Raw genomic sequence first — 16,270 nt, forward strand, 5'->3', positions numbered from 1 at the left:
TCCACGCCTGCATAAATCCGGATTTCTACGGATAAGACCATCGCGGCCCGCGCTGCATCCGCCGCTGTGCAACAGCGGATCGCGGAGTTTGCAGAAATCGCGGCGCTGGCTGGCGCCCTTCAACGCCGTGAAGCGCGGTCAAGATCGGGCTTGAGGTCATCGACATTCTCGAGCCCGATGTGAAGCCGCAACGTCAGGCCGCCCGGCGCCGGGCGATAGCTGTCGCAGGGAATGACGAGGCTCGCACAGCCCGCCCGGGCTTTGGCGTCGCGGCCTGATGTGACCGGTCCGGTTTAGGATTTTTGCGGGTTGGACGGGCGAGCGTTCGAAAAACCAAGGCGTTCGCGCCATCAAAGACGTTTTGCCGCAGCCATGACAGATAGCCAAAACACCGCCGGCCTGCCGGGTCGGGGGCCGGTTTAATTACTCACAGAATACAGAAGTCGGCCGTCAACCCCTTGACCCGGCTCGCCAGTCGGATTGTGATACGGCACAACTACCAGTCGCCGCACGTTGAGGGGCCTGCCGCGACCTTCGATCCCTGTCCGACCGTATTGCGTGTCAAACTGCCGGGTCAGATTGGCGCTTTTTTCGGTGGGGGATCATCGGGTTGGCCCAACAGCGTTCGAGGACGACAAGCCAACGTTCCCGCACGACCCCTGAAAGGCCTTGCCCATGAAACGCGTATCCCTGGTTCTCACCCTTGCCGTTGCCTCCGGTCTTTCGGTCCAGGCTGCCTCGGCGCAAACCCTCAAAACGGTCAAGGACCGTGGCATGCTTTCCTGCGGCGTCAGCCAGGGATTGCCGGGGTTCTCGTCTCCGGACGACAAGGGCAACTGGACCGGCCTCGACGTTGACATCTGCCGCGCGATCTCAGCTGCGGTCTTCAACGATCCGAGCAAGATCAAGTTCGTGCCGCTGTCGGCCAAGGATCGCTTCACCGCGCTGCAGTCCGGCGAAATCGACGTGCTGTCGCGCAACACCACCTGGACGCTGTCGCGCGATACTTCGCTCGGCGCCAATTTCACCGGCGTGACCTATTATGACGGCCAGGGCTTCATGGTGAAGAAGGCGCTGAAGGTGAATTCCGCGCTGGAATTGAACAGCGCGTCGGTCTGCGTGCAGCAAGGCACCACTACCGAGCAGAATCTCGCCGACTACTTCAAGGGCAACAACATGAAGTACGAGGTGATCGCATTCGGTACCAACGACGAGGCCGTCAAGGCCTATGAGTCCGGACGCTGCGACGTCTTCACGACAGACGTGTCCGGCCTTTATGCCGATCGTTTGAAACTCGCGAGCCCGGCCGATCATGTCGTGCTGCCGGAAGTGATCTCGAAAGAGCCGCTCGGCCCGATGGTGCGCCATGGCGACGACCAGTGGGCAGACATCGTGAAATGGACGCTCTACGCGATGATCACCGCGGAAGAGCTGGGCATTACCCAGAAGAACGCCGATGAGATGGCGAAATCGGACAAGCCGGAGATGAAGCGGGTATTCGGCACCGACGGCAACCTTGGCGAACAGCTCGGCCTGACCAAGGATTGGGTCTCGCGGATCGTGAAGGCCGTCGGCAATTACGGCGAGTCATTTGAGCGCAACGTCGGCGCCGGCTCCAAGCTTGGCATTGCCCGCGGCATCAACGCGCTCTGGAGCAAGGGGGGTATCCAGTACGCGCCGCCGATCCGCTGATCGGCGGAGGGCTGCGGCGATGGCCATCGAACCCCGAAAACCACCGTCGCAGTTGGTTCCCAAACTGCAGAGGGCGCTCGGTGGCAGCGCGGGCTGGAGTGGTTTCGTCATCCAGCTCGTGTTCGTCGCCGCACTGGCCTGGATCGCCTACGAGATCGTCGCCAATGCCCGCGCCAATCTGCAGGCGCAGCGGATCACCGCGGGCTTCGGCTTCATGGTCAACACGGCAGGTTTTGACGTCAGCCAGAACCTGATTGCGTATTCAGGCTCCGACAACTACATCCGCGTTTTCCTGGTCGGCCTGCTCAACACCCTGCTGGTCTCGGTGATCGGCATTTTCTTCGCCACCGTGATTGGTTTTTTGGTGGCGCTCGGCCGCCTGTCGCCGAACTGGCTGCTGTCGCGCATGGCCGGCGGCTATGTCGAACTGATCCGCAACCTGCCGCTGCTGTTCCAGATCCTGTTCTGGTATCTGGCAGTGCTCGCTGCGCTGCCTAATCCGAGGCAGAGCATCTCGGTGCTCGACACCTTCTTTCTCAGCAATCGCGGCTTGGTAATCCCCAAGCCGATCGGCGAGCCGGGTTTCGAACCGTTCGTCCTCGCGCTGCTGATCGCGATCGTCGCGGCGATCGCGTTGTGGCGCTATTCCCGGCGTCAGCTGTTCCAGAGCGGCAAGGTGATCAAGGTCTGGCCCTATGCGCTGGGCCTGGTGGTCGGTCTGCCGCTGCTTGTGACCCTTATCTTCGGCGCGCCCGTAAAGTTTGAAATACCGGCCCTGAAGGGCTTCAACTTCGCCGGTGGCTCACGGGTCATTCCGGAATTCGTCGCCCTGACATTGGCGCTGTCGACCTACACCGCCGCCTTCATCGCCGAAATCGTGCGCGCCGGCATCTTGTCGGTTCACAAGGGGCAGATGGAAGCCGGCTCGTCGCTTGGGCTGCAGCGCGGCTCGGTGCTGCGGCTGATCGTGATCCCGCAGGCCTTGCGCGTGATCCTGCCGCCGCTGACCAACCAGTATTTGAACTTGACCAAGAACTCCACGCTGGCGGTGGCGATCGGCTATCCGGACCTGGTCTCGGTGTTCGCCGGCACCACGCTGAGCCAGACCGGACAGGCGATCGAAATCATCGGCATCACCATGGGCGTCTACCTCGTGATCTCGCTGGTCACGAGCGCTATCATGAGCTTCTACGGGTGGCGTATCGGCCGGAGTATGGGGTGATGAGCGAGACCACACCATCCGTTTTCGTCCGCCAGGAACTCGTCGGCGAGCGTCCGGCACCGATCAAGACCACCGGCTTTGTCGGCTTCCTGCGCACGCGGCTGTTCAATTCGCCGACCAACGTCCTGATCACGATCGTCAGCGCGCTGCTGCTCTGGTTCATCGCCGTTCCCGCGCTGAGATTCGTGCTGATCGATGCGGTCTGGACCGGCAACGACCGCACCGCGTGTCTCGCCAAAAACGCCGGAGACGTGGTCGGCGCCTGCTGGCCGTTCATTCAGGCGAAAATCGGTCAGTTCATTTACGGCTTCTATCCGGAGCCGGAGCGCTGGCGGGTCAATCTGGTCTTCCTCATGGCCGTGATCCTGCTGCTGCCGCTGCTGATTCCCAAGGCGCCCGCCAAAGGCCTCAACGCCGGACTTTTCTTCATCGCATTGCCCGTCATCGCCTTCTTCCTGCTGCATGGCGGCGGATTGGGCGGCCTCGGGGTCAGCTGGACGGCCGGGCTTTTGTCGGGATTCAACGACAGCATCGGTGACAGCGGGCGCAAGCTGGCGGCCGCGGGCGGGGCGACGGCCCTGATCGGACCGCTGCTGTGGCTGCTCGGTCAACTGATCGTGCTGCTCTCGACAATGGTTTCCTGGCTGCTGCTGCCGCTGACCTGGCTGCGCGACCAGATTCAGGCTTCCGGCAGTCCGCTGTGGGCGGACTTCGCATTGACCACCCTGATCGTCTCCGCCCTGGTGTTCTGGTTGAGCGGAGGCGTGCGCGCCGGCTCACGTCCGCTCGTCACCTGCCTTGCGATCTTCGCCGGCATTGGCATCGTGATCGCGGTCATGGGGCTCGACCGGGGTGGCTTGCCCGTGGTCGATACGCGGCTGTGGGGCGGGTTGCTGGTCACGCTGGTGGTGGCGGTCACCGGCATCGTCGCATCGATGCCGATCGGCGTTGCGCTAGCGCTCGGCCGGCGTTCGTCTATACCGCTGATCCGGATTTTCTCGATCGCCTTCATCGAGTTCTGGCGCGGTGTTCCGCTGATCACGGTGCTGTTCTTCGCAACCTATATGTTACCGCTGTTCGTTCCGACGGGGTTCACCATCGACGGATTGGTGCGCGCCCTGATCGGGATCGCGCTGTTCACCGGCGCCTACCAGGCGGAGAACATCCGCGGCGGCCTGGCGGCGATCCCGCGCGGGCAGGGCGAGGCGGCAAGCGCGCTCGGCCTGTCCTGGGCCAAGACCACCGGGCTGATCGTGATGCCGCAGGCGTTGCGCCACGTCATCCCCAGCCTCGTCAACAGTTTCATCGGCCTGTTCAAGGACACCTCGCTGGTCTCGATCGTCGCGCTGTTCGATCTCCTGGGATCATTGCGTGCGTCGTTTTCCGATCCGAACTGGGCGACGCCGAGCACGTTGTTCACCGGCTTTGCGTTCACCGGGATCATCTACTTCGCCTTCTGCTTTGGCATGTCGCGCTATTCGCTGTTCGTGGAGAACAGGCTGAACGCGCATCGCCGCAATTGAGTAAATGACCATGAGCACAGATCAGATCGTCGGCATCAAGGCTCTCAATAAATGGTACGGGGACTTTCACGTCCTGCGAGACATCAACCTCGGTGTCGCCAAGGGCGAGCGCATCGTCATTTGCGGTCCCTCGGGCTCGGGCAAATCGACGCTGATCCGCTGCATCAATGCGCTGGAGGAATTCCAGGAAGGCGAGATCGTGGTCGAGGGGATCGAACTCGGACCCAATTTGCGGCGTGTCGACGAAGTCCGGCGTGAAGTCGGCATGGTGTTCCAGAGCTTCAACCTGTTTCCGCACTTGACCGTGCTGGAGAACTGCACGCTGGCGCCGATCTGGGTGCGCAATATCCCCAAGAAGGACGCCGAGGCGACCGCGATGAAATACCTGGAGCGGGTCAAGATCCCGCACCAGGCCAACAAATATCCGGGGCAGATGTCAGGCGGTCAGCAGCAGCGCGTGGCGATCGCCCGCGCGCTGACCATGAACCCCAAGGTCATGCTGTTCGACGAGCCGACCTCGGCGCTTGATCCGGAAATGGTCAAGGAAGTGCTCGACACCATGGTCGACCTCGCCAATGAAGGCATGACCATGCTGGTCGTCACCCACGAAATGGGATTTGCGCGCGAAGTCGCCAATCGTGTCGTGTTCATGGACGCCGGCCAGGTGATCGAATCCAACACGCCGGAAAACTTCTTCGCCAATCCGCAGCACGCGCGGACGAAGTTGTTCCTCAGCCAGATCTTGCGGCATTGACAGTTCTATCTGTCGTCATGGCCGGGCTTGACCCGGCCATCCACGTCCTTCTGCTTAATTGAAACAAAAACGTGGATGCCGGGCACAAGGCCGGGCATGACGACGTTGGAGATTTGCTGCTCTCACACCTTCTCAAACGGCAGATCGACCTTCGGGCGCTTTTCCAGCCATTCCGGCACCGGCAAATTCTTGGCGCGCATGAACGCCGGATTGAACAGCTTTGACTGATAGCGGCCGCCGGAATCGGCAAGGATGGTGACGATGGTCTTGCCGGGCCCGAGCTGCTTGGCGAGCCGGATCGCGCCCGCGATGTTGACGCCGGTGGAGCCGCCGAGGCAGAGGCCCTCGTGCTCGGTCAGGTCGTAGATCACCTTTACCGCTTCCTCGTCCGAGATCAGGAAGGCGTCGTCGACCTTCGCGGTCTCGATGACAGGCGTGACGCGGCCGAGCCCGATGCCTTCGGTGATCGAGTCTCCCGGTGTCGATTTGGCCGTGCCGTTCTTGAACAACTCGTACATCGCAAAGCCATGCGGATCGGCGCAGGCGTTGACGATGCCGGGGTGCTTTTCCTTCAGATAGCGGCTGGTGCCGGCCAGCGTGCCGCCGGTGCCGACCGAGCAGATGAAGCCGTCGATCTTGCCGCCGGTCTGCTGCCAGATCTCGGGGCCGGTCGATTCGTAATGCGCCTTGGCGTTATCGAGGTTGTTCCACTGATCGGCGAACAGCACGCCGTTCGGCTCGCTCTTACGCAGCTGCGCGGCGAGCCGTCGTCCGACATGCTGGTAGTTGTTCGGATTGGAGTACGGCAGCTGCGGCACTTCGATCAGTTCCGCGCCGCATAGCCGCAGCATGTCCTTCTTTTCCTGGCTCTGGGTCTCCGGGATCAGGATCATCGTCCGGTACCCACGCGCGCTCGCTACGACGGCAAGACCGATACCGGTGTTGCCCGCGGTCGACTCGACCACGAGGCCGCCGGGCTTGAGGTCGCCGCGCTTCTCGGCTTCGAGGATCATCCATTTGCCGGCGCGGTCCTTCACCGACTGACCGGGATTCATGAATTCGGCCTTGCCGAGAATGGTGCAGCCGGTCGCTTCGGAAGCGCGCTTGAGCTTGATGAGCGGCGTGTTGCCGATGGCTTCGATGACGTCTTTGTTGAAGGTCATTTGGAATTGCCGGTTTGCTTTGCCTATTCGTTGAGCGAACCCTAAAGGACCGCCGCTGGGCATACAAGCCAGCGCTTAAGTCGCAGCCGGTCATCTGGATTTGCGAACACCACCTGACGCGCCCCGATATTTCCCTGACGGCATCTGGTTCGGCCAGGGCTCGCGGAAATTGCTTCGCCAGATCGCGAGCGCCTTGGCATAATCTTGCCCGAAAATGCACTCGCGGATGGCGGGAACGCCGAACTACTTGCCGATGGTTGCTGAAGCAGGCGACAAGTTCTCATCGTCGATGATGACGTGTTCGCCGGCGCAAGATTCGCGATCATGGACGGCGAAGGGACGGCTACGCCGGGGTTCCCGGTAGTTCGAATCGGCTGCAGGCGCGTTTTCACCCGAGCAGACGGATTTGGGCCGTGGGAATGGGGAAAAAACCCGTGAAATCTTCGTAAGGTTTCGCGGGTCCGGCATTAACCTGACCGCGTCCCAAGGCCGATAAAATAAGGCTAACTTGCACTTTTGATCGCCGATTGGCTCGCTTGCGCCAGCGATCGTCGGGATGGTTCCGGGACTGTCCGCGCCCTGATCGCAAGGGTAGTATGACGGCTCGGTTCCAACGGAAGCATCACCCCCGTGAACGTGTCGCAGACTACCCAAACAAACGTTCATCGCGGGCCACGCTGGAATTTGTCCCGTGGAGAACGGGTGTGACCCAGCGAATAATGGAGGCTGTGGCTGAAGGCTGGCGGGCGCGCTTTCCAGGTGCAAGTCGCCGGGTGAGCCGCTTTGCGCGCTCAATCGCGGTGCTCGGGCTGGTCGCCAGTTCGGCGGGCTGTATCCTGACCAAGGATCTGCCCGATCCCGCACTCGACATCCCCGAAGGCTACAAGGCCGCCCGCCTGACCAAGCCGCAGGACGCGCCGCCGACGCTCGACTGGTGGCGCGGTTTCCGCTCGCGGGAACTGACGACGCTGATGGAAGAAGCCCAGACCGTCAATCTGGATATCGCCGCCGCCACCGCACGCTTCCTGCAGGCCGATGCGCAGGCGCGGATCGCCGGCGCGGCGTTGTTGCCGACCCTGAGCGGCAGCGGTTCGGAAAGCTATTCACGAACCTCCGGCTCGAGTTCGAGTGGCCTGACCAATGGCGGCCGCGAGGTCGTCAACTATCAGGCCTCGCTGAGCGCCAGCTACGAGCTCGATTTCTGGGGCAAGAATCGTGACGCCGCCCAGGCGGCGGAAGAGACCGCGGTCGCCAACCGCTTCGACCGCGACGTCATCGCATTGACCACGCTGACCACGGTTGCCAACGCCTATTTCCAGGTGCTCGCGGCGCAGGACCGGATTCGCACCGCAGAGCGCAACATCGCCAGCGCGGTCCGCATCCTCAACGCCATCAAGGAGCGGCTGCAGGCCGGCACCGGCAACGACCTCGACGTCGCCCAGCAGGAAACCGTTGTTGCCAACCAGCGCGCGCTGGTGCCGCCGCTGCGGCAAACGCTCGACCAGAACATCAATGCGCTGGCCACGCTGGTGTCGCGGCCGCCGGAATCGGTGCGCGTCATCGGCGGCACGCTGAACCAGATTGTCTCGCCCCGCGTCACGCCCGGCCTGCCGTCGGAACTCTTGACGCAGCGCCCCGACATCAGGCGCCAGGAAGCGCAGCTGGCGTCCGCCACCGCCAATGTCGGCAACGCGCGCGCGCAGTTTTTCCCGAGCATTCAACTGACCGGGCAGGGTGGCTATCAGAGCTCCGCATTGGCGTCGCTGTTTCAGCCGCAGGCCGCGTTCTTCAGCATGGTCGGCAGCCTGACCCAGCCGATTTTCGACGGCGGCAGGATCCTCGGCAATTTCGAATTTACCAAGGCCCGGCAGGATGAGTTGCTGCAGACCTATCGCAAGACGGTGGTGCAGGCCTTTGCCGATGTCGACAATGCGTTGATGTCGATCCGCCAGACCACGGAGCGGCTGCGGCTGCAGCGCGAGGTGGTGGCGTCCTCGCGGCGGGCGTTTCAACTGTCCGAGCAGCAATTGCGGGCCGGAACTGCCGACATCGTAACTGTGCTAAATACGCAATTGACGTTATTCCAGGCGGAAGATTCGCTATCGCAGGCCCAATTGGCCCGGCTGCTCGCGATCGTCAGCCTGTATCAGGCGCTGGGGGGCGGCTGGGAGCCTAGGATGGAAAGGCCGGTCGATGCTCTTTAAGCCGGAGTCAGAGGAAGGCGCCAAAACTGTAGAGGTGCGCAAGGCGGGTTTCTGGTCGCGCGTGCTCAAGCGCATGGTTTCACTTGCCGTGACGCTCGTGATCCTCGGCGGTCTGGCTTACATCGGCTGGTACGCGTTTCAGCCCAAACCGAACGGCGGCGGCGGTGGTCGCGGCGGCGCGCGGCTCGACCTTCCGGTGCCGGTGCTGGCGGCGACGCCGCGCACCCAGGACGTGCCGGTCTATCTCGACGGCGTCGGCTCCGTCCGCGCACTGAATAATGTTCTCGTGCGCGCCCAGGTCGACGGCAAGTTGATCTCGGTGAACTTCACCGAGGGCCAGGACGTCAAGAAGGGCGACGTGCTGGGCGAAATCGATCCGGTGATCTACCAGGCGCAATATGATCAGGCGGTTGCCAAGAAGGCGCAGGACGAAGCCCAGCTCGCCAACCAGAAGCTCGATCTCGCCCGCTACCAGCAGCTCGCGGCGTCCAACGCCGGATCGAAGCAGCAGGCCGATACGCAGCGCGCCTTGGTGGCCCAGCAGGAAGCGCTTGTGAAGGCCGACCAGGCCGCGATCGACAATGCGCAAGCCACTCTCGGTTACACCAAGATCATCGCCCCCCTGTCGGGACGCGCCGGCCTGCGCCAGGTCGACCAGGGCAACATCATCAAGGCGTCGGACGCGACCGGTCTTGTCATCATCACCCAGCTGCAGCCGATCGCGGTGCAGTTCAGCCTGCCGCAGCAACAGATCGTGCGGGTCAATGCCGCCGCGGCCAAGGGCGCACTCGCTGTCGACGTCTTCGGCAATGACGGCGTCACCGTGGTCGACACCGGCACGCTGAAAGGCATCGACAACCAGGTCGACCCGACCACGGGAACGCTGAAACTCAAGGCGGAATTTCCCAACGCCAAATTCCAGCTCTGGCCCGGCCAATTCGTCAATGTGCGGCTGAAGGTCGAAACGCTCGACAAGGCGATCGTGGTGCCGACCTCGGCGGTCCAGCGTGGCCCTGCCGGGACATTCAGCTACGTGATCGGCCCCGGCGATATCGCGACCGCCAAGCCGGTGGTGGTGACGCAGCAGAACGAGCACGATGCGGTGATCGCGAGCGGGCTTTCGACCTCCGACCGCGTGGTGACCACGGGCTTTGCCAATCTGTCCGACGGCGCCAAGGTTCTGATCGGCACCGATGACCGGGCGCCGACCGCCGACCTCGCGCCACGCAAGCGCAGCCGCAGCCCCGACGGCAAGGGCGGTCAGGGCGGTCAGGGCGGCCAAGCCAAAGAAGGCCAGGCCAAGGAAGGTCAAGCCAAAGACGGCGAACACCGCGGCAGACGCGAACGCGGCGAGGGCGATCAAAAAGGACAGACCGGGCCGGCACCGGCCGGCCAACAGTCGGGCGGGCCTGCGAAATCGCAGCCATGAGGACGCAACCATGAGCGTCTCCGAACCATTCATCCGCCGGCCGATCGCGACCTCGTTGCTCGGGATCGCGCTGCTGATCGGCGGCGCGCTCGGCTATTGGGCGCTGCCGGTGTCGGCGCTGCCGCAGGTCGATTTCCCGACCGTGCAGGTCACGACGCAACTGCCGGGCGCCAGCCCCGACGTGGTGGCCTCGCTGATCACGGCGCCGCTGGAGCGTCAGCTCGGCCAGATCCCGTCGCTGTCGTCGATGCAATCGACGAGTTCGTTCGGCGTCAGCCAGATATCGCTGCAGTTCGATCTCAACCGCGACATCGACGGCGCCACCCAGGACGTGCAGGCCGCGATCAATGCGGCGGCCGGCATCCTGCCCAAAAACCTGCCGTACCCACCGACCTACGCCAAGGTCAACCCGGCCGATGCACCCGTCATGACGCTGGCGCTGACGTCGGAGACGATCTCGCTGCGCGCGATGAGCGACATCGCCGACACGATTTTGGGGCAGCGGCTCAGCCAGATTTCCGGCGTTGGTCGCGTCGCGGTGCTCGGCGGATTGAAGCCTGCAATTCGGGTGCAGGCCGACCTTGCGCGGCTCGCCGCCTACGGCATTTCGATGGAGGACCTGCGCGCCGCCATTGCCGGGGCCAACGTCTCGGGCCCGAAGGGATCGCTCGATGGCGCGCAGCAAGCCTACACCATCGCCGCCAACGACCAGATCGCGGCGGCGGAGGCCTACAAGCCGATCATCATCGCCTATCGCAACGGCGCGCCGGTCACGATCGGCGATGTCGCCGTCATCATCGACGGGCTGGAGAACGACCGCACCGGCGGCTGGTATCAGGGCACGCCGGCCGTCATCATCGACATCCAGCGGCAGCCCGGCGCCAATGTGATCGAGGTGGTGCGCCAGATCCGCGAGGAAATTCCCAAGGTGCAGCGCGCGATCCCGGCCGGCGTCAAGCTGACCATCGTCAGCGACCGCACCGTCACCATCCGCGCCTCCGTCCATGACGTGCAGTTCACGCTGATCCTTTCAGTGGTGCTGGTGACGCTGGTCGTGCTGCTGTTCCTGCGCTCGCTGCGCGCCACGCTGATCGCAGGCGTGGCGCTGCCGCTGTCGCTGATCACGAGCTTCGGGATCATGTATTTCGCGGGCTTCAGCCTCGACAATCTGTCGCTGATGGCGCTCACGATCGGCACCGGCTTCGTGGTCGACGACGCCATCGTGATGATCGAGAACATCGTCCGCCACATGGAAGACGGCGAGTCCGTGATGGAGGCCTCGCTGAAGGGCGCCAGCGAAATCGGCTTCACCGTGATTTCGCTGACGGTGTCGCTGATCGCGGTGTTCATCCCGCTATTGTTCATGTCCGGCTTGGTCGGCCGCATGTTCCGCGAATTCGCGCTGACGCTGACGATCGCGGTGGTGACCTCGGCGGTCGTCTCGCTGACGCTGACGCCGATGATGTGCTCGCGGCTGCTCAAGAACGTCCATGAGGAATTCGCCGTTCCGGGGCTGGCCGCCGTCAGCCGCTTCATCGATCGCACGGTCGAACTGTATCACCGCACGCTGCTGTGGGTGCTGCAGCGCCAGCGCGCCACGCTCGCCGTGACGTTCCTCACCATCGTCGCTACCCTGGTCATGTACGTGGTCGCGCCGAAGGGGTTTCTGCCGCTGCAGGATACGGCTTCGATCACGGCGGTGACCGAGGCCGGGCCCGACGTTTCCTTTGCCGAGATGCAAAGCCGGCAGATGGCGGCGGCGGCCGCGATCCAGGCCGATCCGGATGTGGTCGGCGTGGTCTCCGTGATCGGCGCAGGCTCGGTCAATCCGACCACCAATGTCGGGCGTCTGGTGATGACGCTGCGCCCGCGCGGCGAGCGAAGCGACGACATCATGGTCGTGGTGAACCGGCTGAAGCAGCGCACGGCCTCGATTCCTGGCATGACCATCTATTTCCAGCCGGTGCAGGATGTGCAGATCTCGACCCAGTCGAGCCGCTCGCAATACCAGTACACGCTGACCGGCACCGATTCCGCCGAAGTGACCAAATGGGCCAACAGGCTCGTTGCCGAAATGCGGCGGGATCCGTTGTTCCGCGACGTCTCGTCGGAAGCGCAGGAGGGTGGCTTGCGCGCCGCGCTCGACATCGACCGCCAGCGCGCCGGCCAGCTCGGCGTCAGCCTGCAGGTCGTGACCGATACGCTGAACGACGCCTTTGCGCAGCGGCAGATTTCGACCATCTACGGCCAGGCCAACCAGTACCGCGTGGTGCTGGAAGCCATGCCGATGTATCAGCGCGATCCATCGATCCTCTCGAAACTCTACGTGCCGGGCGCGTCGGCAACGCCGGGAAGCCCGGCCGGTCAGGTGCCGATCTCGGCGATCGCGACGCTGACGCGCACCACCGCGCCGCTGGCGATTTCGCATCACGCGCAGTTCCCCGCCATCTCGCTCAGCTTCAACCTGGCGCCGGGCGAAGCGCTCGGCGACGCCGTCGAGGCGGTCAAGTCGATCGAAACCCGCATCGGCATGCCCGGCAGCATCGTCGGCGTCTATGCCGGCGACGCGGCCGAGTTCGCCAAATCGCTGGCCGGGCAGCCATGGCTGATCCTGGCCGCGCTAGTCACCATCTACATCGTGCTCGGCGTGCTCTATGAGAGCTACATCCACCCGATCACCATTCTCTCGACGCTGCCCTCGGCCGGCATCGGCGCCATCCTGGCCTTGATGCTGTGCGGCCAGGACCTGTCGGTGATCGGCCTGATCGGCATCATCCTGTTGATGGGCATCGTCAAGAAAAACGCGATCATGATGATCGACTTCGCCCTCGAGGCGGAGCGGCACAGGGGCATGTCCGCGCACGAAGCCATCGTGCAGGCCTGCCTGTTGCGCTTCCGCCCGATCATGATGACGACACTGGCCGCGCTGTTCGGCGCGCTGCCGCTGGCGCTCGAAAGCGGCACCGGCGCGGAATTGCGTTTCCCGCTCGGCGTCTCGATCATCGGTGGATTGCTGCTGAGCCAGTTGCTGACGCTCTACACCACGCCCGTGATCTATCTGGCGCTCGACCGGCTCAACCGCAAAATCGACAAGGCGGTGCCGAAGCCGGGGCCTGCGGGGCCGCCCGTTGCCGGCGCCACCGAGGGGATGCAGTAATGGCATCGATCTCGATCTCGGAGCCCTTCATCCGCAGGCCGGTAGGCACCACGCTGCTGGCGATCGGGCTCTTTCTGGTCGGGGTTGTCGCCTACGTGTTTCTGCCGGTGTCGGCGGTTCCCAACGTCGATTTTCCGTCGATCCGGGTTTCCGCCACGCGCCCGGGCGCCGACCCCTCGATCATGGCGTCGACGGTTGCGGCCCCGTTGGAGCGGCGACTCGGGCAAATCTCGGGCATCGACCAGATCACCTCGACCAGTTCGCTCGGCACCACCAGCATCCAGTTGCAGTTCGCGATCGGCCGCAACATCGACCGCGCCGCGCGCGACGTGCAGGCGGCGATCAACGCCTCGCTGGCGGATTTGCCGACCGACCTGCCGTCATTGCCGCGGTTCCGCAAAGCCAACCCGTCGGCGGCGCCCGTGTTCGTGCTGGCGCTGACCTCGAAGACGCTGACGACAAGCGCGATGTATGACGTCGCCGATACCGTGATCGCGCAGCGCATCTCGCAGGTGCCGGGGGTCGGCGAAGTCACCGTCAGCGGCGCGGATCAGCCCGCGGTACGGATCGCGCTCAACCCGGTCGCGCTTTCCAATGCCGGGATAGCGACCGACGACGTCCGGCTGGCGATCGTCAATTCCAACCCGCTCGGCCCGGTCGGAATCTTCAACGGCGCCCGCCAGAGCGAGACGATTTCGACCAACAAGCAGATGCGGACGGCGGCCGAATTCCGCGACATCATCATCAAGAGTTCGGGGGGCAATTTCGTTCGCCTCTCCGACGTGGCTGAGGTGGAAGACTCCGTCCGCAACAGCCGCTCGATCGCCTGGTTCAACAAGCAGCCGGCGGTGCTGATCCAGATCACCAAGCAGGGCGACGCCAACGTCATCGATACCGTCGACCGGGTGAGGGCGCTGCTGCCGGAATTGCAGCAATGGCTGCCGGGCGGCGTCGAGATTTCGACGCTGGTCGACCGCACCGGCACCATCCGCGCCAGCGTGCTCGACATGCAGTTTACGCTGCTGGCGACCGCGTTCCTGGTCATGGTTGTCGTGTTCGCCTTCCTGCGGCGGTTGACGCCGACGATTGCCGCCGGCGTCTCGGTGCCGCTGGCGCTGGCCGGCACCTGCGCCGGGATGTGGCTGGCCGGCTTCTCGATCGACAATCTGTCGCTGATGGCGCTGGCGATTTCGGTCGGCTTCGTGGTCGACGACGCCATCGTGATGATCGAGAACATGTACCGCAATCTCGAGCAGGGCATGGCGCCGCTCGCCGCAGCGATGGAAGGCGCCAAGCAGATCGGCTTTACGGTGCTGTCGATCAGCCTGTCGCTGATCGCGGCCTTTACGCCGCTGATTTTCATGGACGGGATCGTCGGGCGGCTGCTGCGCGAATTCTCGCTGACGCTGACCTTTGCCATCGTGGTGTCGACCGTGGTCTCGCTGACGGTCACCCCGATGATCTGCGCGCATTTCATCAAGGAGGCGACTTCCGATCGCGCCACCTGGTTCGACCGCCTGGTCGAGGGCACGCTGTCGCGCACCGTGTCGTTCTACACCTGGACGCTGCGCCGGGTGCTGGAATTTCCGTATCTTACCCTGCTCGTGTTCTTTGCCACCATCGCGCTGACGGTGACGCTCTATATCAAGACGCCGAAGGGCTATTTCCCGACCGATGACAGCGGCTTCATCATCGGATCGACCCGCGCCTCCCCCGACATCTCGTTTCAGGCCATGCTCGGCCTGCAACAGCAATTGGCCGATATCGTCATGGCCGACCCTGCGGTCGCCGGGATCGGCTCCTCGCTTGGCAGCGGCGGCGGTCCCGGTGGCGGCGGCTCTAACCGCGGCACCATGTTCATCAGCCTGAAGCCGCCGGAGGAGCGGGCGGGGCAATCGACTGCCGACGTGATCGATCGCCTGCGCCGGGCGCTCTATCGCGTCGCGGGCATCCGCCTGTTCATGTTCGCCGCCCAGGATATAAGGACCGGCGGACGGCAGAGCGATTCCGACTATCAGTACACGTTGTCGAGCACCGACCTCGGTCTGCTGCAGAAATGGGCCCCCATTGTCGGCAAGCGCATGGAGACCGTCGAGGGCATCACCGACGTGTCCTCTGACCGCGATCCCGGCGGGTTGCAATTGTCATTGGTGATCGACCGGAAGACGGCGTCCAGCTTGGGTGTTCGCGTCCAGGACATCGACAACGCCTTGAACAACGCGTTCGCGCAGCGGCAGATTTCGATCATCTATACCCAGCGCAACCAGTACATGGTGGTGCTGGAGATCGACCCGAAGTTCCAGGCGGATCCGTCGAACCTCGAACGTATCTTCGTCGCCGGCGCCAACGACGCGCAGGTGCCGCTATCGGCGGTCGCGCGCTATCAGCGCGGCCTGTCGCCGCTGGCGGTCTATCACTCGCAGTCGTTCCCCTCGACGACGGTGTCGTTCAATCTGCTGCCCAACGTGCCGCTCGAGGTCGCGACCACCAACATCCAGCGCGCGGTCGACGAGCTGCACATGCCGGAGGGCATCCGCGGCAGTTTCGACGGCAATGCCGGCGACTTCAACAAGACCAGCGGCCGGCAGCCGCTGCTGATCCTCGGCGCGCTGGTGGCGATGTATATCGTGCTCGGCGTGCTCTATGAGAGCCTTGCCCATCCCCTGACCATCATCTCGACGCTGCCTTCGGCGGGGCTCGGCGCGCTGCTCGCGCTGCAGGTGACCAACACGCCGCTGACCGTGATCGCCTTTGTCGGCATCATTCTCTTGATAGGGATCGTCAAGAAGAACGGCATCATGATGGTGGATTTTGCACTCGACGCCGAGCGCCACCGTGGTCTGTCGTCGGCGGATGCGATCTTCGAGGCCTGCACCGCCCGGTTCCGTCCGATCCTGATGACGACGCTGGCGGCCCTGTTCGCGGGCATCCCCCTCGTCATAGCGACCGGCCCAGGCACCGAGCTGCGCCGGCCGCTCGGAATCACCATCATCGGGGGATTGTTCGTGTCCCAGATCCTCACTTTGTACACGACACCCGTGATCTACCTTCTGATCGACCGGTTGCGGCGGCGGTGGTCCGAACCGGCCGCAATCCAGGCGCCGGCGGAATAATCACCGGAACGGC

General features: G+C 63.9%; 9 protein-coding genes. 8 read left to right on the forward strand and 1 reads right to left on the reverse strand.

Annotation, left to right across the window (positions count from 1 at the left end):
• Nucleotides 1–675: 675 nt before the first annotated feature.
• From JQ609_RS13745 to JQ609_RS13760, 4 genes are read left to right on the forward strand one after another with little or no spacing between them, the layout of a single operon-like run.
• Nucleotides 676–1,692 carry an amino acid ABC transporter substrate-binding protein gene (locus JQ609_RS13745; RefSeq protein WP_212209508.1) on the forward strand — a complete coding sequence of 339 codons (1,017 nt, stop codon included), beginning with the start codon at nucleotides 676–678 and terminating at the stop codon, nucleotides 1,690–1,692.
• A 19-nt stretch (nucleotides 1,693–1,711) separates the two neighbouring features.
• Nucleotides 1,712–2,914 (forward strand): amino acid ABC transporter permease, encoded by a 1,203-nt coding sequence (locus tag JQ609_RS13750; RefSeq protein ID WP_212273790.1) that lies wholly within the window; start codon nucleotides 1,712–1,714, stop codon nucleotides 2,912–2,914.
• Nucleotides 2,914–4,437, forward strand: a complete 1,524-nt coding sequence (locus tag JQ609_RS13755) for an amino acid ABC transporter permease (protein WP_212273791.1) — start codon at nucleotides 2,914–2,916, stop codon at nucleotides 4,435–4,437. Before JQ609_RS13750 ends, JQ609_RS13755 begins: the two co-directional genes overlap by 1 nt.
• A 10-nt stretch (nucleotides 4,438–4,447) precedes the next feature.
• A complete protein-coding gene (locus JQ609_RS13760; protein ID WP_249119262.1) occupies nucleotides 4,448–5,191 on the forward strand; it encodes an amino acid ABC transporter ATP-binding protein in 744 nt (247 codons plus the stop codon).
• 122 nt (nucleotides 5,192–5,313) lie between these two features.
• On the opposite strand, the gene JQ609_RS13765 is transcribed toward JQ609_RS13760, so the two are convergent.
• Nucleotides 5,314–6,354: a cysteine synthase A gene (locus JQ609_RS13765; RefSeq protein WP_212273792.1), complete on the reverse strand. Its 1,041-nt coding sequence runs from the start codon at nucleotides 6,352–6,354 to the stop codon at nucleotides 5,314–5,316.
• 719 nt (nucleotides 6,355–7,073) lie between these two features.
• On the opposite strand from JQ609_RS13765, the gene JQ609_RS13770 reads away from it, so the two are divergent.
• Genes JQ609_RS13770 through JQ609_RS13785 form a run of 4 tightly spaced genes read left to right on the forward strand, consistent with a single transcriptional unit; the run spans nucleotide 7,074 to nucleotide 16,257 of the window.
• Nucleotides 7,074–8,558, forward strand: coding sequence for an efflux transporter outer membrane subunit (locus JQ609_RS13770; RefSeq protein WP_212273817.1), 1,485 nt, complete (start codon nucleotides 7,074–7,076; stop codon nucleotides 8,556–8,558).
• Nucleotides 8,548–9,987, forward strand: a complete 1,440-nt coding sequence (locus JQ609_RS13775) for an efflux RND transporter periplasmic adaptor subunit (RefSeq protein WP_212273793.1) — start codon at nucleotides 8,548–8,550, stop codon at nucleotides 9,985–9,987. Before JQ609_RS13770 ends, JQ609_RS13775 begins: the two co-directional genes overlap by 11 nt.
• Before the next feature lie 10 nt (nucleotides 9,988–9,997).
• The gene (locus JQ609_RS13780; protein ID WP_212273794.1) at nucleotides 9,998–13,144 is read left to right on the forward strand and encodes an efflux RND transporter permease subunit; all 3,147 of its coding nucleotides are present in this window, start codon (nucleotides 9,998–10,000) and stop codon (nucleotides 13,142–13,144) included.
• The gene (locus JQ609_RS13785; protein WP_212273795.1) at nucleotides 13,144–16,257 is read left to right on the forward strand and encodes an efflux RND transporter permease subunit; all 3,114 of its coding nucleotides are present in this window, start codon (nucleotides 13,144–13,146) and stop codon (nucleotides 16,255–16,257) included. The genes JQ609_RS13780 and JQ609_RS13785 overlap by 1 nt, the downstream gene beginning before the upstream one ends.
• Nucleotides 16,258–16,270 lie beyond the last annotated feature (13 nt).

The sequence above is a fragment of the Bradyrhizobium sp. AUGA SZCCT0169 genome, from assembly GCF_018130085.1.
In the GTDB taxonomy this organism is placed as follows: Bacteria; Pseudomonadota; Alphaproteobacteria; order Rhizobiales; family Xanthobacteraceae; genus Bradyrhizobium.